At 53.2% G+C, this 22,169-nt stretch carries 22 protein-coding genes and 2 pseudogenes; 11 read left to right on the top strand and 13 right to left on the bottom strand.

The window, feature by feature from the left end; genetic code table 11:
• The first annotated feature begins 284 nt into the window (after positions 1-284).
• The 5 genes and pseudogenes from A3OI_RS20140 (at position 285) to A3OI_RS20130 (ending at position 4,393) form a co-directional block, all read left to right on the top strand.
• Positions 285-650, top strand: a complete 366-nt coding sequence (locus A3OI_RS20140; protein WP_018404691.1) for a carboxymuconolactone decarboxylase family protein — start codon at positions 285-287, stop codon at positions 648-650.
• A complete protein-coding gene (locus A3OI_RS0112905; RefSeq protein WP_026224190.1) occupies positions 647-1,732 on the top strand; it encodes an acyl-CoA dehydrogenase family protein in 1,086 nt (361 codons plus the stop codon). Before A3OI_RS20140 ends, A3OI_RS0112905 begins: the two co-directional genes overlap by 4 nt.
• A complete protein-coding gene (locus A3OI_RS0112900) occupies positions 1,732-2,577 on the top strand; it encodes an ABC transporter ATP-binding protein (protein WP_018404689.1) in 846 nt (281 codons plus the stop codon). Before A3OI_RS0112905 ends, A3OI_RS0112900 begins: the two co-directional genes overlap by 1 nt.
• 15 nt (positions 2,578-2,592) lie before the next feature.
• A pseudogene (locus A3OI_RS20135) lies at positions 2,593-3,821 on the top strand (ABC transporter substrate-binding protein).
• A complete protein-coding gene (locus A3OI_RS20130; RefSeq protein ID WP_018404687.1) occupies positions 3,818-4,393 on the top strand; it encodes an ABC transporter permease in 576 nt (191 codons plus the stop codon). The pseudogene A3OI_RS20135 and the gene A3OI_RS20130 overlap by 4 nt, the downstream one beginning before the upstream one ends.
• A 9-nt stretch (positions 4,394-4,402) precedes the next feature.
• Here A3OI_RS20130 and A3OI_RS24805 read toward each other — a convergent pair whose 3' ends face one another.
• From A3OI_RS24805 to A3OI_RS20115, 4 genes are all read right to left on the bottom strand, one after another.
• Positions 4,403-4,939, bottom strand: coding sequence for an FAD-dependent oxidoreductase (locus A3OI_RS24805; RefSeq protein ID WP_456085384.1), 537 nt, complete (start codon positions 4,937-4,939; stop codon positions 4,403-4,405).
• Between the two features lie 11 nt (positions 4,940-4,950).
• Entirely contained in the window at positions 4,951-5,436 is a 486-nt protein-coding gene (locus A3OI_RS24465; protein WP_323806881.1) for an FAD-dependent oxidoreductase, read from the bottom strand.
• Entirely contained in the window at positions 5,346-6,179 is an 834-nt protein-coding gene (locus tag A3OI_RS20120; protein ID WP_228702968.1) for a type I glutamate--ammonia ligase, read from the bottom strand. The genes A3OI_RS24465 and A3OI_RS20120 overlap by 91 nt, the downstream gene beginning before the upstream one ends.
• 120 nt (positions 6,180-6,299) lie before the next feature.
• Positions 6,300-6,701, bottom strand: coding sequence for a type 1 glutamine amidotransferase family protein (locus tag A3OI_RS20115; protein ID WP_018404685.1), 402 nt, complete (start codon positions 6,699-6,701; stop codon positions 6,300-6,302).
• 30 nt (positions 6,702-6,731) lie between these two features.
• On the opposite strand from A3OI_RS20115, the gene A3OI_RS0112870 reads away from it, so the two are divergent.
• Complete coding sequence (locus tag A3OI_RS0112870) at positions 6,732-7,916, top strand: DUF4139 domain-containing protein (protein WP_018404684.1); 1,185 nt, start codon at positions 6,732-6,734, stop codon at positions 7,914-7,916.
• 82 nt (positions 7,917-7,998) lie between these two features.
• On the opposite strand, the gene A3OI_RS0112865 is transcribed toward A3OI_RS0112870, so the two are convergent.
• The 8 genes from A3OI_RS0112865 to A3OI_RS0112830 form a co-directional block, all read right to left on the bottom strand.
• A complete protein-coding gene (locus A3OI_RS0112865; RefSeq protein ID WP_018404683.1) occupies positions 7,999-8,475 on the bottom strand; it encodes an RES family NAD+ phosphorylase in 477 nt (158 codons plus the stop codon).
• Positions 8,475-8,960, bottom strand: a complete 486-nt coding sequence (locus A3OI_RS0112860; protein WP_018404682.1) for an antitoxin Xre/MbcA/ParS toxin-binding domain-containing protein — start codon at positions 8,958-8,960, stop codon at positions 8,475-8,477. The genes A3OI_RS0112865 and A3OI_RS0112860 overlap by 1 nt, the downstream gene beginning before the upstream one ends.
• A gap of 71 nt (positions 8,961-9,031) precedes the next feature.
• Positions 9,032-9,700, bottom strand: a complete 669-nt coding sequence (tenA, locus tag A3OI_RS0112855; protein ID WP_018404681.1) for a thiaminase II — start codon at positions 9,698-9,700, stop codon at positions 9,032-9,034.
• Between the two features lie 59 nt (positions 9,701-9,759).
• Positions 9,760-10,764, bottom strand: a complete 1,005-nt coding sequence (gene rhuM / locus A3OI_RS0112850) for a RhuM family protein (protein WP_018404680.1) — start codon at positions 10,762-10,764, stop codon at positions 9,760-9,762.
• A gap of 124 nt (positions 10,765-10,888) precedes the next feature.
• Positions 10,889-12,571, bottom strand: a complete 1,683-nt coding sequence (locus A3OI_RS0112845; protein ID WP_018404679.1) for a class I SAM-dependent methyltransferase — start codon at positions 12,569-12,571, stop codon at positions 10,889-10,891.
• A 63-nt stretch (positions 12,572-12,634) separates the two neighbouring features.
• The gene (locus A3OI_RS0112840; RefSeq protein WP_018404678.1) at positions 12,635-15,013 is read right to left on the bottom strand and encodes a DUF2357 domain-containing protein; all 2,379 of its coding nucleotides are present in this window, start codon (positions 15,011-15,013) and stop codon (positions 12,635-12,637) included.
• A 20-nt stretch (positions 15,014-15,033) separates the two neighbouring features.
• On the bottom strand, positions 15,034-16,935 hold the full coding sequence (locus A3OI_RS0112835; RefSeq protein ID WP_018404677.1) for an MrcB family domain-containing protein: 1,902 nt from the start codon (positions 16,933-16,935) through the stop codon (positions 15,034-15,036).
• Complete coding sequence (locus tag A3OI_RS0112830) at positions 16,928-17,308, bottom strand: metallophosphoesterase (protein WP_018404676.1); 381 nt, start codon at positions 17,306-17,308, stop codon at positions 16,928-16,930. Before A3OI_RS0112830 ends, A3OI_RS0112835 begins: the two co-directional genes overlap by 8 nt.
• Before the next feature lie 299 nt (positions 17,309-17,607).
• On the opposite strand from A3OI_RS0112830, the gene A3OI_RS0112825 reads away from it, so the two are divergent.
• The 3 genes and pseudogenes from A3OI_RS0112825 (at position 17,608) to A3OI_RS23940 (ending at position 18,880) form a co-directional block, all read left to right on the top strand.
• Positions 17,608-18,552: a 5'-nucleotidase gene (locus A3OI_RS0112825; protein WP_018404675.1), complete on the top strand. Its 945-nt coding sequence runs from the start codon at positions 17,608-17,610 to the stop codon at positions 18,550-18,552.
• 8 nt (positions 18,553-18,560) lie between these two features.
• Positions 18,561-18,677: pseudogene (locus A3OI_RS24690) on the top strand (DUF4236 domain-containing protein); the annotation flags it as partial.
• 23 nt (positions 18,678-18,700) lie between these two features.
• On the top strand, positions 18,701-18,880 hold the full coding sequence (locus A3OI_RS23940) for a hypothetical protein (protein ID WP_018404674.1): 180 nt from the start codon (positions 18,701-18,703) through the stop codon (positions 18,878-18,880).
• Between the two features lie 81 nt (positions 18,881-18,961).
• Here the strand turns inward: A3OI_RS23940 and A3OI_RS0112815 are convergent, their stop codons facing one another.
• Positions 18,962-19,513 (bottom strand): hemerythrin domain-containing protein, encoded by a 552-nt coding sequence (locus A3OI_RS0112815; RefSeq protein WP_018404673.1) that lies wholly within the window; start codon positions 19,511-19,513, stop codon positions 18,962-18,964.
• A 323-nt stretch (positions 19,514-19,836) separates the two neighbouring features.
• Between A3OI_RS0112815 and A3OI_RS0112810 the strand changes: the two genes are divergently transcribed.
• Together A3OI_RS0112810 and A3OI_RS0112805 are read left to right on the top strand one after the other, a co-directional pair.
• Positions 19,837-21,180: a type II toxin-antitoxin system HipA family toxin gene (locus tag A3OI_RS0112810; protein WP_018404672.1), complete on the top strand. Its 1,344-nt coding sequence runs from the start codon at positions 19,837-19,839 to the stop codon at positions 21,178-21,180.
• 33 nt (positions 21,181-21,213) lie between these two features.
• Positions 21,214-21,504, top strand: a complete 291-nt coding sequence (locus A3OI_RS0112805; protein WP_018404671.1) for a helix-turn-helix domain-containing protein — start codon at positions 21,214-21,216, stop codon at positions 21,502-21,504.
• The last annotated feature ends 665 nt before the right edge of the window (positions 21,505-22,169 follow it).

The following is a 22,169-nucleotide window of genomic DNA, read 5'->3' as shown; positions in this document are numbered from 1 at the left end:
AGTCGCGCTTGTTATAAATATTTTCTTGAAGCATCATTCCTTTTAGCTTCGACCAGTGCTCATCACTGAGCATGAATCGGGGCATGGCAAACTCGTTTTATGGGTGGTTTAGGGACCTTAATATTACGAGTTTGCCTACTTTATTCAATGCCTTATGCGAAAATGTCAACAGCCCCTAATCCAATACAAGGAGATCAGACGATGACCGTTAATGTGAGACTTGCGAATCGAATCATTCGTATACTCGTCGGCATTGTACTGCTCCAAGATTGCAGGAGCGGGAAGTGGTGCAAATTACCACCGCCAGCATTCACGGCTGCGATTTCTGTGTGGCCGGCCACAGCGCCATTGCCATGAAAAAAGCCGGCTTTAATCAGCAACAGACCGTCGCCCTGCAGCAACGCCAACCTATTGGTGATGAACGCCTGGACGCGCTGGCCACTTTTACCAAAGCCGTCATTGTCAACCGCGGCGCGGTGACTAATGGCGAACTGGAATCCATCCGTAAGGCTGGTTTCAGCGACGAGCAAGTACTGGGTGTGGTGTTAGGCATCAGCCTTGCTACCTTGTGCAACTTTGCCAATAACATTGCACAAAACCCAATCAACCCCCAGTTGCAGCCGTATCAGGCGGGAGTGTTAGGTGCATAAGCCAAGCTAACGGAAAATCAAAATCCGAACTCTCCCAATGGCTGAACCAGCACGCCAGCGAACTGGATGCCGGTGGCGACGCCCAACACCAGTTGCTATCTACCCTTGCTGAATCCGGGCTGTTCCGCATTGGCGTGCCCGCAGAATTCGGCGGTGACGGCCAACCTATTTTCGCAGCGGCAGACGCCATCGCAGAGGTCGCACGCCATTCACTGACTGCGGCTTTTGTGGCCTGGGGCCATCGCACCCTGATTGATTACCTGGTGCAATCCCCCAACAGCGAACTGGCCCAGCACTGGTTGCCACAATTGCTGAGCGGCCATGTTGCCGGCGCCACGGCGCTGTCGAATGCGATGAAATACTTGTCTGGCATTGAAGCCATACAGATTAGCGCAACGCCAGATGATAAGGGCTGGGTTCTGAACGGCAAGCTGTTCTGGGTCACCAATCTGGACCCGAAAGGCTTTTTGGTAGCCGCCATTGTGCAGAACACAGACACCGGGGCGCCGGCCATAGTGGCCATCGACAGCCGCAGCGCCGGTGTAAAGCGCAGCGACAACCTGAACCTGGTCGCCCTGCGCGGCAGCTCCACCGCAGCTTTGCTGCTGGATTTGGTACGCATCAGTACAAGCGACATCATTCACCTGGACGCCAAGCACTTCTGCCCGGCTATTCGCCCCCATTTTCTGGGCTTGCAGTGCGGCATGTCCGTCGGACATGTTCGGGCTTCGCTGGACACCATTTCTGCCCACGTCAGCCGCCCGGGCCGAGATTATTTGCAGGCGGAGTTAGACAGCCTGCACAAGCAACTCGACCATCACACCAACACTTTGCAACAGGGGCTGGCCGATGGAACGTTTGCCGAGGTACCGGCGCGACTGTTCCAGCTGCGTATTGACCTGGCCGGGCTGGTGCAGCTGGCCGCTAATTCGGAGCTGGAAGCCAGTGGCGGCAGCGCCTACCTGCTAGACCAGCACAATGGCTTCGAGCGCCGCTGGCGCGAAGCGGCCTTCATACCGGTCGTGTCTCCTAGCGTATCCCAGCTTAAAGGCGAACTGGCGAAACAGGCAGGTGCGGCATAATGAGCGCTTCCCAGCAGCCGCTTCTGCGGGCCGAACGGGTATCGTTTGCCTATAACAACGGCCGAATGATTTTTCACGACGTGTCATTGCAGATTCAGCGTCGCGAAATTGTGGTGCTGCTGGGCGGCAGCGGGTGCGGTAAATCCACCTTACTGCGCTTGTTGGCAGGGCTGGATAACGCCAATCGCGGTCAGGTGTACTTTATGAACGAGCCCATAGACCGGCCCCATCCCCGCAGTGCTCTGGTGTTTCAGCAGGCCAGCCTGCTGCCATGGCTACCGGTGGCTGATAACGTAGCCTACGGCCTGAACTTCAAACACCAACCAAAAATCAGCGCCACCGAGCGCAAACAACGGGTTGAAGAAGCTCTGGATGCGGTGGGCCTTGCGCAACACGAACGCAGCTGGCCAGCCCAGCTGTCTGGCGGCATGGCTCAGCGGGTAGCCCTGGCGCGGGCACTGGCACGCAAGCCAGAGCTGTTGTTTGCAGACGAGCCGTTTTCAGCGTTAGACGCCATATCCCGCGCCGAAATGCAGCGCCTGCTGGTTCAACTGGTGCACCGCTGGAACACCGCGGTACTGCTGGTGACCCACGATATCGACGAAGCCTTGATAATAGCAGACCGCATCATTCTGATGGGAGGCTCACCCGGGCGCATCTATCGGGAATGGCAGTGCGATCAGGCCCACCCGCGCAACGAACGGGATTCGGCAACAGCCGCCATGCGCGATGAAATTTTGCACAACCTGCACCAGGTAAACGCCACTAACAAACCGGCTGCAACTCCATCATCAGCGTCGCCATCACCAACGCCAGCGGCCGTTCCTTTAACCTCATCGCTTTAGTTTTCCGAGGTATTTATGAGTCATCACACACTGCCTGCGGCCCCCGAGGCCCTGGGCTGCGGTTTCAATCGTCGAGATTTTTTGCGCCTAGCCGGGCTGGCCAGCGTTGCAGGCTTGGCTTCGCCGCTGTTGAGCGCTGGCGACCTTCAAGCCAAAAACTTCAAGGGCGACGACGTTCCAGTGCGCCTGGGTTATTTGCCGATTACCGATGCCACTCCGCTGTTGGTCGCCGACCAGCTCAAGCTGTTTCAAGAACAGGGCCTGCGCACCGAAAAACCCCGCATGTTCCGCAGCTGGGCGCAGCTGGTAGAAGCCTTTGTTGGAGGCCATGTGAACGTCATTCATCTGCTGACACCCGCCACTTTGTGGGTTCGTTACGGCGCCCGTTTTCCCGCCAAAATCGTGGCCTGGAATCACATGGGTGGCTCTGCGCTAACCGTTGGCAATAATGTCAATAACGTTGGTGACCTGGCCGGTAAAACCGTGGCCATTCCGTTCTGGTATTCCATCCACAATATTCTGCTGCAGAAAATTGTGGTGGAGAACGGTCTTAAAGCAATATCGCTGCGGCCTGGCCAGGTTCAGGCCGCCGACGAAGTCAATCTGGTGGTGCAACCGCCGGCGGAAATGGTTTCGGCCCTGGCCAGCGGCTCGATCGCCGGCTTCATCGTCGCCGAGCCGTTCAACGCCGCCGCCGAGCTGAAAGGCGTAGGTAAAGTGCTGCGCTTTTCCGGCGATGTCTGGAAAGATCACGCTTGCTGCGTGACGTTTATGGCCGAGCGCGACCTCAACGAACGGCCGGAATGGACACAGCGGGTGACCAACGCCATCGTTAACGCGCAAAAATGGAGTCTTCAGTTCACTGATGAAACCGCCGCACTGCTGGCCGCCAGCGGTACCGGTCGCTACACCCCGCATTCGGTGGAAACCCTGGACAAAGTCTTCTCCAGCAAAGACTACGCCCGCTACCAGGACGCCGGGCTGATCCATAACCCGGAATGGTCGCAAAAGCGCATCGACTTCCAGCCCTACCCGTATTCGTCGTACACCGAAGAGCTGGTGCGCAGCCTGAAACCACCCAGCTGGCCGGCAAAAACCGCTTCCTGAACGATCTGAAACCCGAGTTTGTGGCCCGCGATCTGGTAGACGACCGTTTTGTTCGCCGCGCCATTGAAGCCGCCGGCGGCCCGGGTGTGTTTGGTATAGACCCAAGCTACACCCGCCGGGAAACCATTGTGGTATGAACGCCCGCGCCCAGAATCTGTTGCTACCCCTGGTTGGGCTGGCCCTGGCCATTGGCCTGTGGTGGCTGGGCGCCAGCTTGCTGACCGAGCGCATCCCCATTGCCGCCAACTTTGCACCACTGCCCACGTTTGAAGCGCTGATTTGGCTGCTGCAAGACCCCTACTTTTATGGCCACATATTGTTGAGCCTGAAACGGGTGGGCATCGGCCTGCTGTTTGCGGTGGCGATTGGCATTCCCTTGGGCATACTCACGGGCTTGTCGCACCGGTTTGCCCTGGCCAACGGTACGGTGTTTCAGTTTCTGCGAATGATATCGCCGCTGTCTTGGATGCCCCTCGCGGTGATGGTGCTGGGCGTGGGCAATGCGCCGGTGTATTTTTTGCTGGCGTTCGCGGCTGTGTGGCCAATCATCCTGAACACCGCTACCGGTGTGGCCCAGCTGGACAAGAACTGGCTACTGCTGAGCCAAAGCCTGTCCGCCACCCGCGTAGAGTTCATTCTGGGCCAGCGGGGACAGATTTCAAATCTGTCCCCTACTCAACCTTCAGGGCAAATCGGGGACGGATTTTAAATCCGTCCCCTACCTACCCGCTACACCGCATCCGCCCGCATGCTGCGGGAACGCAAAGCAGCGAAGCAGGACAAACTGGTGCAAGACGCCGAACGGGTCTGGAACATTACCGAGGGCAGCGCAGAACAAAAAGCCGACGCCGCTATCGACAAAACCCAGGCGTTCTTCGAGTCCATGGGCGTAAAAACCCACCTGGTTGATTACCAGCTGGGCGAAGAACACATTGACGAGCTCATCGACAGCCTGAAGAAAAACGGCATGAACAAATTGGGTGAAAACGGCGACGTAACACCCGATATGTGCCGCCGCGTGATCAACGTCGATCACCGGCGACATTTCATAGATGATTCCACCGTTCTGCTCAACCGCCGCTGCCTCGCCCAAGGCCAGATTCAACGGGTGCATATGGCCGCCGGAATGGTCGATCAACCCGCCCGCGTAGAGGTCGGAATTCACGTGTTCGCGCAATTGGTTCTTGTCCAGCATCTCCTGATTCTTGAGGCCGTAACTGGCCCAAAGCTTCATCCGTTGTTCCAGCTCGCCCATATGAGCGCTGGTCAAACCGGTAAAGATGTTCTTTTTTTCAGATCGCATTTGATGTCGTAGGTGCTGATCCGCTCGCGGATAATCTCGCCACCTTCCTGCACCAGACCGGCGACGAATGTGGCCGTGTCTTGCCCGTAGCGCTTCTTGATCGTTTGCAGACTGGCGTTCAGCCCGTTGACGATCTGCCCCCCATTGCGCCCCGAGGCGCCCCATCCAACCCGCGCACCCTCGATAATAGCGACCTTGTAGCCTTTTTCAGCAAGGTAAAGCCCCGTCGAGAGCCCGGTAATGGGTGCCGCCGGCCGCATGTCGTTCTCGATGCCGAGCAGCGCCCCGCCCAGAATGCTGGCCAGCACCAGATAGGGGTTGGCATCGGCGCCCGCGACGCGATGCTCTATACGCCGCGCTATGGGATCACCGCCGGGAATACGGATGGCCGCGGTTCGGTTCTCATAGCCCCAAGAGACGCTTGTCGGCGCGTGAGCGCCGGGCAGCATTTCGCCATGAAGGTAGCCGCAAGCCCGTGCTTGCGTGCAATGCCGCGCACGAGTCGTTTGAACAGCACGGCATCGTCAGCGGCGCGCAGAGGGTCGGCAACGTGGTGCATGTTGATCTCGAACTGCCCCGCCCCGTTTTCCGAGATCGCAGCATCTGCAGGAATGCCCTGCAATTCGCAGGCATCGTAAACGTCGTTCAGAAATTCATCGAAATGTTGCAACTCGTCCAGCGACATCGCGCCGTCGGATTCCAGCCGTTTGCCGGTTACGGGGGACCGCAGCGCCTGTGGGTAATCTTCCAAGGGGTCAACCAGATAGAATTCCAGCTCGGTCGCCACCACAGGGGTCAGTCCGCGTTCCTTATATTGCTCGGCAACACGCGCCAGGGCCCTGCGCGGGTCGCCCGGAAACGGTTCGCCGTCTTCTTGTCGCATCCACAGCATTGCCAGCGCCGTCGGGCGACGGGTCCAGGTGATCAGCATCAATGGGCGGCCCGTAAAATCGCACAAGCCATCGGAATCGCCTGTCTCGAAAACCAACTCACTGTTTTCGACGTCCTCGCCCCAGATATCCATGCCGACAATCGACAACGGCATCCGTAGCCCGCCCTCTATTACCTTGGACAACTGATCAACCGGAACGCGCTTGCCACGCATCGTGCCGTTCAAATCGCAAACGCAGGCAAAAATGGAATCAATCTCTGGATGCTGTGCCAGCCAAATTTCGGCCTTATTATCAGACATGCGTCACCTTTCAATACCGTTTTTAAATAGTGTGATATCACTTTCAAAAGTATTCATATTATTATTTTAAAGAACGGAATCTAGCAGGCGGCCGGAACCTGCCTGCATTGCCAGATGCCTCTAGAAATTTTCCTGGTTTCGCAACACGAAGCGGGCCATCCAGCCTGCTATCGCCCGGGAGTCCGTAGTTGCAGCCGGCGCACCCAGCTCGTCCAACGCCTGGTCAGCGTTACTTTCAGGCAAAGACTGACCTCGAAGATGACGAACAAGCCGTGTTTCAAACGTTACATCGAATTCGGGGTGTGCCTGAAAGGTTAAAATGCGGTTGTCATATTGCAAAGCCGCGAAGGGACAAAAAGCAGAAAACGCCAGAACATTGGCTTGATCGGGCTTCACCACCACTTGATCCTGGTGCATCGCACTGAGGGTAAATTCATTGCTATTCGGTTTCACGGCGCTTACCCCGGGAAGCAACTCGTAATGGTGTAAGCCCGCGCCCCAACCTTCAGAGTACTTGTCCACAGAGCCACCAAAGGCCTCAGCGATGATCTGGTGGCCACCGAATTAAGTGACATGGCTGCCACCTTGAAACAGACAACTATGGCAGCACTGGCAGAAATTCGCGGCATACGCACCCAAATGCGTGACGACATAGCCCTGAAAGACCGCCTGGAACGGGAACTGTCACAAGCGCAGCAAAACGCCAGGGCCAGCAAAACAGCACAGATTCACTACCGCGCCCCTGCCGGTGGCGATTTGACCATCACACTGGAATTCCAAAGCAACGAAGCGCGCTGGCGCAGCGAATACAATGCCCAACTGAGCTCCCAAGTAGCGGGCCAGAAAGCCAACGACCAAAAAAGCGGTGAATTAACGTTGCAGCATCTGGCCGTTGTACAGCAGACCACCGGTGATGACTGGCGCAACGTCGAGTTGCAACTCTCAACCGCCAATGCCCGGCGCGGAACCAACATGCCGCCCCTGGATTCCTGGGTGGTTAGCCCGGCACAGCCTGATTTTCTGGTGCGCCAGATGAAATCCGCCGCCCCCATGCTCGACAGCAGCGCCACAGCCGAGGTTGAGGCAGACTTCGGCGCCAGCGTAGAGCGCCAAAGCACCTTTACCCAGAGCTACCGCCTGGCGCAGCCTGTCAGCATTCCAAACGGCGGCAACGGCCAGCGCCTCACCGTAGCCGAGCACACAGTAGCGGTAGAAACAGCGGTATGGACAGCACCGGCGTATGACCCAACAGGCTATGTGCACGCCACGGGAATCTTCACCGCTGAAGCCCCCATACCCGCCGGCCCCGTGCAGCTGTTCCGCGATGGCCAGAGTGTAGGCCGCACCTACCTGCCTGAAATGACCAGCGGCGAAGAACTGCGCCTGGGCTTCGGCGTGGATGAAGCCATACGGGTTGCCGTCGTCAACGAAATCGAACGCACCGGCGAAGAAGGCCTCTGGAAAAGCGAACAGGTACAACGCCGGCAAAACCGCTTTGAAATCACCAACCACCACAATGAAGCCGTGAACCTACGGATTTTTGACCGCATGCCGGTGTCGCAAATCGACATACTCACTGTAAAACCGCTGCAAATCAGCGAGCCAGTGGAACGCAACGTGGACGACAAAAAAGGCGTATTGGCGTGGAACCGCACCGTACCGGCGGGCGAAACAGTCAGCGTGCAATCCGGATTTGAAGTGCGCGTGCCAGAGGGTAAACAACTGCCCGATTTATAAACCAGAAAATGGCGAGTCATCACCCTGGCGAAGTGCGGGGACACTTTGACATCCTCACCGCCCTGAAGGGACAGTGAGTATGTCAAACCCCTAAAAAAGTGCGGGGGTTGAAAATATTTTTGTGAGTGGCGACAAGTCTGATTTTCTCAATGTCGGCGTGGTAGGGGTTAATAACGACTATCTCCCCTAGCCCACCCGGTATTGCGCAGCTTGGAACAATCAAGCCAAGGCTGTGCCTGGCTCCAAGAAACTGATCACCAATTTGCTGGGTCATTTTCTGGTAAGGGAACTCATACCGGCCCTCTGGCCAACTGTCTGGATCGAGCCGGTCAAGCTCAACAGCATCATCCAACTGATAGACACCCAACCGGTACGACTTCGGGACCATCCTTGGATTGACGGTGTAATTAGCCATTTCCAGCTGCGCAACAGCGGCTGACAGCGCAAAATAAATCACCGGAGTGCCAGGAAGGTTCCACCGGGCACCGTCTTCATAACTACCACCCAGCCCACTAAGATTTTCCAGATACTGTTCTTTCGTGATCCGAAAGAGCTGCATTAACTGAAATCCCCGTACTCAATCTTGCTCAACACCTTCATTACCCATCGACGGCCTTCAAAAGTGTCTATTAACTCTCTCGGTTTCTGCCCGCCCAACGCAGGTACAGGGCTATCCAGCCAGCCCAGACTCAGGCTTTCGTCTTCCCAGACCTCGTTAGATTTTTTCAACAGCCGAACGGTATCCAGAAACTCCTCGGAGTCCTCCCTATCAAGGGTGGCTCTGCGGTACATCCTGCTCAGGTTCGGAGAAGTTATATTAAAAGCAGAAACAAACACGTCGCGTAAGCCCACAGCGTCAATAACACCCTTCAGCCAAGCCCTCGGAACCCCGGCTTTTGAAGCGTTGATCATTGACTGGCTGTTTTCAAAAATCTCGCTCGGGATCGTGTTAAAAATCTTTCCCGGAGATTTTCTGGCCCTAATTTTCTGCAAGTCGGGCTTGTAGGCTCTGGCAGCGGGACCTGATTTTTCAAGGGCAAGCATAATCAAACTCCTAATCATTGTGATGCGAGTATAGCCTCAATCCGATTAATCGCATAGTTGCGCTGTTCCATTTAATCGCTCTGCGTCAGCCCCATCTGCCAAAAATCAATCTCAAGGCGGGTGGCATCACTGAATATTCGGGTCAGTTGATCGAACCTGGCGGGGGAGACATCGGCCAACCTCTCGTTCAACCAGCGTATCTCTGACTGCATGGCTTCCTGAAATTCGGCGCTTTCGTACATGACAACCCAGGCATCGTATGGATTGTTGTCGCCCCGAATGGTTTCCGCCCGGCTGTTCAGCCAGTTGGCGATTTCACCGTAACCCACCATGCAAGGCGAAAGCGCCACGTGCAGATCCAGCAGATCGCCCCGATTGCCGGTATCGAGCACATAACGTGTGTAGGCCAGAGTCGCTCGGGCTTCCGGCAAGTTAGCAAGCTCCTGCTCTGAAACGCCCCACTCCTTGCAATAACGAATGTGCAAATCCAGCTCGATATCCACAATCGCTTTCAACCCTTCTTTGGCCTGCTTAAGGTCAGACAAGGTCGGGCTTTTATATACCGCCAGGCCATAGGCACGGGCGAACTGAATCAGAAAAAGATAATCCTGCTTCAGGTAGTGCTGAAAGGCCTCTGGTGCAAGCGATGCGTCGCCCAGCTGCTGCACGAAACTGTGGTGAATGTAGGCGTGCCATTCGGCATGGCAGCTGTTTTTGAGGTCTTCAAATTGGTAGGGCATTTTGTTTCCTGTTTAATCTGCTTTTGCGCGGGTTTCGGATTCATTTAAGGTCGCGCCGTTCACTCGCTCGCCCTGGCCAGCATGTTCATAATCAGCCGGATCATGGTTTCTTTGTTGGCAGCGTCGGATTCCGCCACCAGCAAGGTCAGAGCCGCCAGCCCCACATCATTGATAACCGTTTCACCAGCAACATTAAATAGGCGATCGTTGCGGTGCATGAAGTCCACAAACAAATAGGCCGCGCTGCGTTTATTGCCATCCAAAAACGGATGATTCTTAACCACAAAGTACAACAAATGCGCCGCCTTTGCTTCCACACTTGGGTAAGCGGATTCGCCAAATACGGTTTGATCCAGGTTGCCCAGCAGTGACGCCAAGCCGTCGCCACGGTCGCGGGCAAACAACTCCGTTGCCTCGCCACGGCTCACCAGTTCTACTTTCAGGTTGTCCAGTGCGATGCGTGCTTCCGCAAATGAAGGCAGTTTGCCGCCGGCCTGCGCTTGCGGCTCGGTCAGTAAGCCTTCATCGTAACGTTGTAGCAGCAAAAAGGTCTGGGCATAGCGTGCGACAATATCCACCAGTCCGCGTCCGGCATCGGCGCTCAGCTCCGGGCTTTGGGCGGTTTTACGTATCAGTACCAGAGCCGCTTCTAGTTCGCGGGCGTTGGTTTCAAAGCGGTCGCGATTCAGGGTCCAGCCTTGGGTGAGATGTTCGCGGAGGATGCGAGTGGCCCATATTCTGAACTGAGTCGCGCGGGCAGAACTAATGCGGTAGCCGACTGAAATAGCGGCGTCCAGACTGTAGTGTTTGCGTTTGCGCTCAACGTTCCGGCCACCTTCGGATTGAACTTGTAAGAAATCCTTACAAGTTGCCGCCTCTGTGAGCTCTCCCTCAGCAAAGATGTTTTTAAGGTGCATGGTGATGTTCTGCGGTTTGACATCAAACAGCATGCTCAACTGTGCCTGAGTCAGCCAGAGCGTTTCGTGGCTCAAGTCCAGCCGCACTTCAACAGCATTATCGGCGTTTTCGTAGATAATGATCGGGGTTGCGTTTTCAGTAGTCATATCATGGCCTCCCTGGCCTCGTTTCCCATCTTATTTGCCGTCAGTTCGCCGGTGAAGGTTTTTGTAAGATATCTTGTTTCTTATTAGTAGTGACATCCGATTTCCGGGTACACGCTTGCTTGAGTCACACACCCAACCACTCCGCAAGCTGCAGATTCGTTTTCAACCTCAAACGCTGCTGAAGCATTCCCTCGAAAACACCTTCGACTGTTCGGTTTTGCCCAAGCAGCGGCAACGCCGCCTCCGCTTCTGAAAAGAACTGCTTCTCACGCACCGAACCCAGTATCGCTTGCTCCCACCAATTTAAAACTCGGGGACGCGCCTGCTTCAACAATGAATCCGCAGGCAGCTTTTCAGACTTTGACGCGTTGGCGCTTTGGGTGGCCGGCATAAGGTTCCACAGATCATTGTTTTGCCAACGTGACCAGGGGAAACAGTGGTCCACATCAAACCGCTTATCCTTCAAGTTCTGCGCGGTCCAAATGCATTCGACTTTTCCGGCCTGGAGCTGCTGCTCCACAAGCTGACGAACCGTAGACGTATCGCGCCGGCCTTCAACCCATTGCAGACCCTGATGATAGACATCCATTGAATAACGCACGTCCCAGCCACTCATCAACCCGATCCATTCATTCACAATCGCGGGCTCAATCCAGCAAGCGTAGCGACTGAACGCGTCCCACAAAAACGAGGGAACGCGGAAAGTACCGAATCGAGACAGCGTCGCCTTGTCCAGGCGCGCCGGTTCGTTCTTGATAATCACTCTGGCCGAGCCACCTTCAAAGATTGGGCGGTTGCTGCCAGGCCAGGTTGTGAAATGTGCAGGGTTCTTGAGAATATTGGTGCAAGCGTCGCGAATAGCGCGAAGCACCACCGGCGCGACATCGGCTGACAGCCGCATGCCTACCCGGAAATCCAGAGGGCTAGAATCCTGCAATTTGAAGAAGTCTTCCTTGGCAAATCCGTACCCACCCGCACCGGGTGCCTGCCTCAGGTGATGTTTCAGAATCAAAGGGCGGTAAAGCATAATCCAGAACAGTCCGACTGCACCAAGCGGAAGTTCCACCCAGTCATCGTTTCGGTTAAGCGCCAAACCCGGCGCACCGTCAGCGATTCGAACAAGGGCACGAAGCAGCCCTAATTTATAGGTCGACGATTTATTGTCATTAACGATGATATGCCGAATCGTTGGCAGCGCACCGGTGCCATCGTCCGCTAACCGAAACGCCAGTGTTTCCCAGGAAATCTCGGAGCGTTTCAGCTCATCATCATTGCGCCTGGTTGGCAAAGCAACCGGAATCAGCGCCCGATGCTTGGCAAATACCTCCAGCTCTTCCCGGCGAACATCGTAAAAAACACGCTCACCATCGCCAGGGCCGTGCCGAAGCGTAACCACCAGCATCCCGCCCGGCGCTAACAACTCAGCCAAGATTCGAAACGCTCGTTCACGAGCGGTTGGCGGGATATGCATCCAAACCGCAGAAACCAGAATCAGGTTAAGGCTACAGCTCAGTTTTCGAACCCGATTAAGGTCTGGCAACTGATCGTCTATCCACTGAATGCTTTTGTCTTTAGTGGCATTCCGGCCAAGCTCCCGCAAACCAGCCGCAGGCTCCACCGCGACCACATCCCAACCGCGCTTTACCAGAGCCGCAGCATCTCGGCCGCTACCGGCGCCGACGTCTCGGGCGAGGCCGGCTTTGCCGTCCAGCTGGGGCAACCAGTCGCCGTGGACCTGATCGAAGGTTATGAACTGGTATTGGTTGAAGTAGCGTTGGGCGTGCTGGTTGTAGGAAGAGTTTGTCATTGCATTTACCGTTCAAACTCAGAGGGGCCACAAGCCAGAAAAACAGAGAATGTATCCATGGTGTTACTCCAGCACTTTGTTAACCATATCGACTGACGCATACACGCCTTTAATATCCCTGAAAAGCTCAATATCGTCCGCATCAGCCAGCGAGCAAAGCTTCAAATGATGGCCCCGAGGGGGAAACTGCGCAATCGGACACGCGAGTTTTCTGAAAGCAGAGAGCTTAAACAGCCAATACAAACCGTCGCCATTACCCATACTGCCTGTTTGTTCAACCGTCAGATTACTCCGCGGAACAAGGGTTACCTGATCTACACTCCATACATATTCCGCACTTTTTGTCTTTTCGTACGGGTCATAACTCGCAATGACGCAGTGCCTGATTTCCCGCATCAAGTGCTTTTGAATATTCTCCCGCTCGGAAGCATAAAACTTCATATGGTACCAAGCCGCTGTTCCATTTCTGAAGCTCTCTACATATTGCGGGTTTCTCCCACTGCGAGGCGCGGCAGTTACGACCATCGTTAAGTCGGGATAGCGCAACTGAGTCATTCCAGATACCGGAATGCGAGCCGAGTCTTCAATGTACAATCTCTCGGGGCTGGCTATTCCAGCATAAGAGAAGCCACCAAGCCTCTCGCCAATAAAAGCCTTCAACCATGCACTACCAGCCTCATGCGCATCCTTAGTCTGGGACGGCACGAGCGGAAAAGCGCCGATTCCGACTTCTCTAATTGCTGAAATATAGGGATTACTTTCTATATTGTCAGGCTGTTGATTGAAGTAACCGGGATACAGCACAAAAGCGCCGAACACCGGCCGAGACCGCTCCTCCTTTTCAGAATTTGAATGGCTGTGGATTAGTGCGTCCCGATAACGGTGCATTTGGTTGATGGCATCATCCGGCACATAGTCACCGGTCCGGCCATCGTCGCGGATGCGATATTTCGCATCAAACAGCCAAATAAAGCTCTCACCACTGGCAAACCTGGCCTCAAGAACAATATCGGGTTTTTGCGCTGTTAACAGGGCTTTGATTGGCCCAGTTGTCGAACTGAACAGAGGCTCATGAACCAGCCGCACTTTCACACCATCCTGGCGTTGAAATTCAAAGGCGCCAAAAAAACCATCATGAATGGTTCTTTCCAGACCTCTGTCCCGAAGAGCACCTTTTTTTTGTTTTGTCTCGGCAAAACCCAATCTCAGGAGGACATCACGAAGCTCAAGAAAACACCACACTTCATACAACTCGGCAACGCTTTTCATTGAAACTGATGCTTGCCGCCCCAGCACGCCAAGGTACATCTTGAGCTTTTGCCAGCACCGGTACACCGCCGAATAGCCGGGTTTCTGCTGCAACACCAGAGAATTCGAGAGCATCCCGGTGGATTGACCGACTTCGTCAAACAAAGGATTGGCCAGCTTTTTTTCGATGTTTTTGCGCCAGCCATTCAAAGTTTGAAAAAAGAACGGCGACAGGCGATTTTTATCCGGGGTACTGTTGGCAAGGTAAGCAACTCGAAGAAAGCTGGCGAGATTATCGCGACTTTTCTCGAGAACCAGTTTTATAAAACGGTTCTCGGGTGTATCTACCGACAGTTTTTTGCGGCTGAACAAGTAGCGCCGGCGAGACATCCCACCGGCAAGATCACTACGCACCTGTTCACCCAGCCGGTTTGGAATTTTTCCCTTTAACCTGTCCGCAGTAACCCAACGGTTTTCGACAATCAGGCGGCTATGGGGCGAACGGATAATTCGGTCTACACCTTCCGCAAGCTCAGACTGAATCGACTCAAACTGTGCTAGCCAGAGCAAAGGAAAACTTTGGTTGCGGTCCCTGGTTCGGTCAAATTCCTGCTCAGTCTGCTCGGCAAGAGCAAATCGCCAAAGCGGGTATTGCGAATCAACAGTTTTATAAATTGTTTGGAGATCAGACACCATGTCCATTTTGGTAGGAAATACTTCTACAGAAACCGAGGCTCGGTGATTAACACCGGCAACCTGGTAAGACAGCGGAAGGCGTAACCACCCCACATCGTTTCCCGGATTAACGCTTCCTCTCAGCGATTTTACGCCGTGCTTCGTCGTGTAGCGGAACGCGTTGTGAATCCGCAATAACTTGTGCTGTATGGCCGGTGTTCCGGAAACGGCGTCAGTGAAAACAAACTCGAATTCGTAGAGTGTGTTCTCGAAAAACAAAGGTTCGCTAAGCGCTACAACGCCCTGCGTATCAGAGTCGGCTAAAAACAGCTTCTCGTTCACTTCAATATGCGTGACCTGCAGCGGCGGGAAGAGGCGGATCTCCGTCTTGGTACTCGTAGTGCCAGCGCCGCCCCGCGAAACCATGGTTTCTGCAAACATGCGCTGACGCGAACTCTGGTCCCGCGTCCATACGGATAGCTCCCAGTCAACGCTTTTGATAACAAGTACTTCAGGCAAGGTGAACTCCCGCTAACAGATTACGGCCAAAAGCTCGTAAAGCCATGGGACACCAGACGGTCACTCATCCATTCGATTTTTTCCCTGGTGCGACACTTTGTACGAGCCTCCGTATCGCCATTCACCGATTCGCGCAGCAGGTCCGGCCTATCTCCGTTCCAAATCGGCGCCATCGAGCTTTCAAGGTGCCGGAAAAGGCTAACTAGCAAGTCTTGGCTGTCATCGTTATCTGGATTTTGAGGTTGGAAAACCGTCAGTTTTTCATGATCGCCTTCTATACGAGGCAGTAACTTCATCATCAGAAAGTCATCCCAAACCGCATACAGCGTTTCATCATCGGCCGGCGCAAAGCACACAACCGACAACAGCAGTTCGTTGAGCGCACGGTAGGCTAGCTCGAATGCCGTGCCTTTTAGAATGTTATTAATACCGGCCAAGAACTCAACTGAACGGGCGCCGTCCGGGTCCGCAGGAACAGGGGCCAAATCGTTAAGTGTCACTGACGAGATCATTGGATAACTGAGCGCAACGGGCCGATATTTCGGGTCGAAAAACTGATCAAAGTTGTTTGGGAAAAACTGTCCAAAATCGATCGTTAGCGCACGGTCAATGACTTTCCTGGAGAACCCGTGGGTTGTTTCATCCATATTGACTGTGCCAGCGACAATCAAATTAAAGGGCAGTGCGATTCCACGGTGACAAAAATATTGCCAGTGGCTGTTAAATTCCGCTCCGTTTAGACCCAGCTCAGACCGGAGACTGTTCTGACCATCACTATCCAACTGGCTGATAATCGAGGGTTTGAGAATCGGGTCGCAGTTGTATAAATAGGAAGCATCAACCCCGGTATCAGCGTTATGGTGTTGAAGCTGCTCTTCGCTCAGAAAACGTCGAGTTTCTAGAATAGACAGAAAATCAGCGAAATACTGCTCTACAGGGGCCAGGTTCATTTCGTCCAAGCACAACCAGAATGGCCGAATATCGCTCTGATCACGTCCGACCCAGTTCAACTTGCCATTAGCACTTTCGATACTGAAAATGACCTCTTTCCAGGCACTAACAATAAATTTAAGAATATCAGAGACGACGTAACGGGCCCCATTTACACCCAGCCTAGAGACGTAACCCAGCAGGTCAGAAGGTTCGTGCCAATCTGGGCGAACCGGCACAAGACAATAGGTTTCGTCCAAACTCTTGTTATATTCCGCTTGTTGGCGGACAAAGCGAGTTTTACCTGTGCCGGAAATACCTGCCAGCAACAAAAATGGTTTGGGCAAGCATGTTTGTTTTTTCGCTGGTGGCGCTTCACTACCGACCTTTGATCCCGGCATCAATAGGCGAAACCAGATCGGTTTAGCCTCCGCGTAAAAATCAAGAAGCTGTAGCAGGTCTCGCTTCAACTCTTCATTACTAGGGATCGCGTTAGTGGGATAGTATTTGGCAGCAATATTTGGGGCTTCATAGGATTTCCCCAGCGGCGTTGAAGATTCCAAATTGATATCGGCCACACCCCATGCAGAAAGGCTAGGAAGCTCTTTTCTAATAGTTTGAACTAATTCCTCAGCAGACTTTTGAGCCGTTTTTTTACCAAAACGTTTAAGCGGTTCCGTTGTGCCTTGGTTAAACGATAAATAGACACCACTGCCATCAGCCTTGAAGGCATAAACCGGATAGATACCGTCTTGTGTGGACTTTGTGATTTCGAGATCCAAAATTGAAAGCCAAGCAACATCAGCCCAAACCCCAGCTCCGACGCTACCCTTAACTTTAAAGCTTGGCCGGACCTCAGAAACTATTGAACTTACCGTCTCAACCAATTCCTTTCGGAACCGATTTGCCAGCGGGTGCTTGCCAAATTTCTCTGTTTTTGCCTGCACCCATTGGGAAGAAATATCTTTAAGTAGCTGCTGGAGATCATTCATAAAGAATCATGCTTTTAATCAGTTTTACGGTTTCGGAGTACAGCCAGTATTGCCCAAGAAATACCGATTTCGCGCCGTCGGAACCAAGCAGGCGCTGGAATTGTTCGGGATCTTGCGGGTCGGACGTAGCCCAGGCAACGGCGTTGTATTCGTGATTACCCATCACTGCCAGGGCACTTCCACTTTCGACCTTAGTGCGGGCAATGTTCACGCTTTCTATGTGCTCTGGCCCGCGGTCTACAAAGTAGCCTAGGAAGATCACTTTGCGTACGGGGTGCTGCCAAATGCCGTCGGTTACCTGGTAATCCATTTTCGCCAAAAGGGCTTTCAGCTCGCTGGCATAACCGTGAATATCCCCAGTCAGGTTGTACATTGAAGCATCATCCTTGTCCGTTAATTCTGGGCTGCACGAAAAACTAATACTGATTGATGTCGCACCAGATGCCAAGCTTGCCGCCAGTTTCGTCGGCATGTTCCCAAACCACAAACTGGGCGCGACTTAGTTGTGTTTTGAGGGGCAATCGTCAAAGAGCGAGCGGTGACGCCTATCGGTTATGGCCAGTTGCCGAGCTGGGTAAGTTACATTGCACTGATACTTGCACAGTACCACTATAATCTTAAGCCGTAGAAATCTGGATCCGGATACCTGCCAGAAAGAGGAACGCCCTGCCGATGTCCTACCCCATCGAACAAAAGCTCGTTATTGCTGTAGCGTCCAGCGCCCTGTTTGATTTGTCCAATTCCGACCGTGTGTTTCGCGAACAAGGTGAAAAAGCCTACCGGGAGTATCAGGAGACTCATCTGACTAAGCCATTGCGAAAAGGCGTTGCCTTTCCGTTTGTAAAACGTTTCTTGAGTGTGAACCAGAAATTTCCAGCGCAGTGCCCGGTGGAGGTGGTATTGCTTTCGCGAAACTCGGTCATTACCGGCAAGCGGGTGTTTCATTCTATTCGCCACCACGGCCTGAATATCAGCCGCGCAGCCTTCCTGGAGGGCAAGTCGCCCTATGCTTACATTCCAGCGTTCAATGCCTCGCTGTTTCTATCGGCCAATGCCGACGATGTGTCGCAAGCGATAGACTACGGCCACCCGGCTGGCACGGTTTTACCCAGCAAAGTGGTGGATGATGAAGATGACCCAGAACTGCGTATAGCGTTTGATTTTGATGGTGTAATTGCGGATGACGCTTCGGAGCGGGTATTCAAAGCCGGCTCCCTGGAGGACTTTCAGGAGCACGAGACGTCCCGCTCCCAAGTTCCGCACGGCCCCGGCCCGCTTGCGGACTTATTTCGCAAGCTATCACACCTGCAAAAGCTGGAAGATCAGGCGGTGACGGACGATCCCAACTATCGACGGGTATTGAGGATCGCCATCGTGACCGCCCGCAATGCGCCTTCCCATGAACGCGTGATTACAACCTTGGAGCACTGGGGCGTGGATGCAAACGAAGTTTTCTTCCTGGGTGGAATGAAGAAAGACCGAATTCTGAAGGTGCTAAAGCCCCACATGTTTTTTGATGACCAACGATCGCACCTACAATCCGATGCGGGGGATATTCCGATGGTTCATATTCCGTTTGGGGTGGCGAATGTTCACCCAATCACACCGTCAGAATAAGGTTTCAAATGGCATTTCGATTTCGTAGAACGGTTTCTATCTTTCCCGGGGTCCGCATCAATCTTGGCAAGCGCGGTGTCAGTGTTTCTGCCGGTGTGCGTGGTGCTAACGTCACTTTGGGGCGGAACGGGCTTTATGGCAACTGGATGTGGATTTACCGGAAATTGAAGATTTCCCCACCACTGAGTTACGTGTATACGAGCGAGGTATTGGCGTTTCGGTCAAAAAGCTGTCTGACACGGCCTCCCGAAAACTCTACATGGCTCACGTGCATGGCATGGGCATTCGGTTGCCGCCCTGTCAGTCTTTGAATTACGGCGGAATATGACGAAAACCTGCATCTCTACTGCCATCGAACCTTGGTAATGCAATCAGCGCCAGCGCCAAAAGGCGCCGGCTTTTACTGTGCTCAAGCGAATGGCGAAGGCGCCGCCTTGAACTCCGCGTAAAGCTCTGGATGATCTTCCCGGAGCCGCGACAGGTTAGCTTTTGAGCTGTCTGGCAACATCTTGAGTAGGCCCTCTTGCTCCGCATCGGTCAAATGTTTACGAAGGAATGGAAACAGCTGCTCACGCTCGACCTTTAAGTAAGCGTGATGGGCATCAAGATAGGTTTTGAGGTCCTCGATAAAGCGCTCCATAGGCACCACGTGATCCATCAGGATCATATCGAGCGTCTCGGAAAGCAGGTTCAGGCGCTTACGCAAGGCCTGGTGATCATCGGCCATTCGATGGCTTAACGCCTCGGCTTCGGGCTCTTTAGCCAGCAGGTGTTCGCTGTACAGACGCTCCAAAGGCATGATGAAGCCGTCCATGTATTCAAGGATGTAGTCCACAACCTCACGTATCAAATGAAAGTCTGGACGCTCGCCCTGCTCCAAGTGCTTGTGCCTGCGCAAGAGTACGTGAAGCAACCGAGCCATGTTGGCGTGATCGCGACGCAATTGGTTAAGACTGGCCATGATAAAGTCTCCTCTTCTGGTGCGTAGCGGCTATCCCCCATTATTAGCGGGTAAGATTCAAAAATAGACATCAGGCCACCGTGGCCAGTTCCTGTTCAGGAGTAATTCTTTCGGAATCCATATTGGATTATTAGTTATTGTAATACCAGAGCCAGCGTGCGGCGTAAATCTGAACTTCTTCTTTGCTGCTGAACAAGGTGCTTATTTACCGTATATTTTTAAAATCAACCGTTAATAAAAAGCTGAATTTACAAGAAAACTTGTAATTAAAACCAAAACTGACGACCATATTACAAGCTTACTTGTAAAGAAAGGAAGATTCGATGAACCTCACTGTTCAAGTCCACTGGAATAAACATTGGCATGATGCAGGGACTGTGCGTTTTCAAATGCCTGGCGAAGGGCTACGCGGAGCACCCTCATTCTCCTACAGCGCAGAATACGCTTTGGCTGCGCTTGAGCAAGGCGGCGACTTCGAAACACAAAACCTGATTGACAAGACAGCTGTCAGTGTAAATTTGCCCTGCCACTTCGGCGGCGATTATCACAAGGGTGAGATTACACCTGTTTTGCGCGATATCATTCCCCAGGGAGCCGGGCGTCGTCATTGGGTCAAAATACTTGGATATGATCGGGATCCTGCACACACGATTGACACCCAGTTGTTAAAGCAAGGCTGCATTGCTCCGATCGGAAATCTACGTATAAAAGAGGCTGCTGAGGCGTTTCAAGAGCGAGTGAGCCACTCCGATAAGGTATTGTTCAGCCGCGAGGATGTCTGTGCCCGTGCCGACAATCTGATTGAGTACGCACAAAACCTTCGTGTCGCTATCGGCGGCGCGACCGGCGCAGGCGGCGATGCACCGAAGCTACTGCTATTGGAAACCCACGACGGGCATTTCGCACTGGAAGGCACAATTTCGGAAACTGAGGTTTGCAACCACTGGCTAGTCAAATTTCCGCGGGGTAGAAAAACGCAAGACGATATTGCTGTGCTTCAAGGCGAGGCAGCCATTTATAAAACACTTGAGGCCTGCGGCGTAAACTCCATCAGCGGAGCACGAATAGATGAAAATAAAGGCCAGTTAGCTCTTTGGTTACCCCGATTTGATCGAGCTGTGAAAGCTGGCGATGTTGTTCGCCATGGCGTTGAGTCTGTTTACTCGATGATGGGGAAGTCCGGTGACGGGTCTGCACTGAATCATGTCGATGTTGTTAATAAATTGAAGACCTTTATCACGGAACCGAAAGACAAGGATGCATTACTGGCAGAATATCTAGTGCGTGATATTTTGAATACGGCAACGGGAAACCGGGATAATCATGGTCGTAACACCTCAATCATCAAGCGTGGCGCCGATATTGAACTAGCGCCGACATACGATGTGGCCCCCATGGTGCTTGATTCGGAAGCAATTGCCAGAACAACCCGATGGCCTCTTCAGTTCCTGAACCGAACGCGTGACACCAATTACACCGCCATCCTCGAAGCACTGGCAGTCGATGCAGGATACGCAGCCCGCCTGGTGATGACGCAACTTGAGCAATTAAGGAATATGAAAAATGCTCTGAAGAACCATGGAGCTCCCGCTGCGATGCTAAACCACGCTGCCATCCGTTTTAGAGAAGCAGAATTAGTGCTGGACCAGTTAGATGACTTGCTTTAACAGGGCCGCTCAGCATCCCAGCAGGGCTATTTGATGCCAAAGTTAAAAAAACCTCTCACTCCTGATCAACGCATCGAGTCCCGCAAGAAAATCATCGAGCAGCTTGATAGCGGCGAACTTAAGCTGGGCCAGGCAATTCGCAAAATGCGTCTGGAATGGACAGGCCTTAGTCAGGGCCGGTTTGGTAAAATAGTGGGGCTGTCTGCAAACACTATTTCGGCGGTTGAGCGCGACGCCGATAACGCGACGGTAAAAACGCTCAACCAGATACTGCGCAGGCTTGGGATGAGATTGACGATTTGTTCTACAGTGGCACCTGGCTAATCCCAGGCCAGCCAAAGGAAGCAAAAAAACGAGCCCTAAAACCCGGTAAAAACCGTGATGTTCGGCGTCAACTATCCTGTCCGGTCGGTTCTGGTGGCTTGCCTTCGGCGAGGGCCAGAAAAAGATTGGCGATGAGAAAGATGGAGGAAAGCACGTGATCCTCTCCGACAACATCGCCAGGCTTTCAGATCAGCATGCCCGTCTTGTCGACGTATTAGCCCAAGCTAGTGCCCATCCAGAAATGTGTAACATTTTGAAAAATAATGAAATATTTTAGAAATGTATTAAAAAATCCTCTTGAATTTGTTAAGTTAAAGGTACGAAGAATAACCAAAAAAACAAGAGGATTCCGCATGCGAAAAACCCGCATTGCTCAGGCAAGCCTATTTGAAAACGACTCAAAACACGAATTTGGAGCTCAACTTCGGGCGCTATCAAATCGACTGGATCAATACCCAGAAATACTACGCTTGGTCGCCGACGATCTCATCGATGCGTCGGTAGCCAAAGTAGGTCGAACAGGTTTAACCGTCGAAAATGTTTTTCGGTGCGTAACAATTCAGGTCAGTCAAGGGCCGCTACGAAGTCCGGAGCAGCTTGAACTGGAACGGAAAGATTAAAACAGGGTGTTTTTTCAAAAAACACCCATTTATGGATAGGCACTA

Source organism: Marinobacter gelidimuriae (assembly GCF_000372805.1).
Lineage (GTDB): Bacteria > Pseudomonadota > Gammaproteobacteria > Pseudomonadales > Oleiphilaceae > Marinobacter > Marinobacter gelidimuriae.
This window is presented reverse-complemented; position numbering and strand designations above follow the sequence as displayed.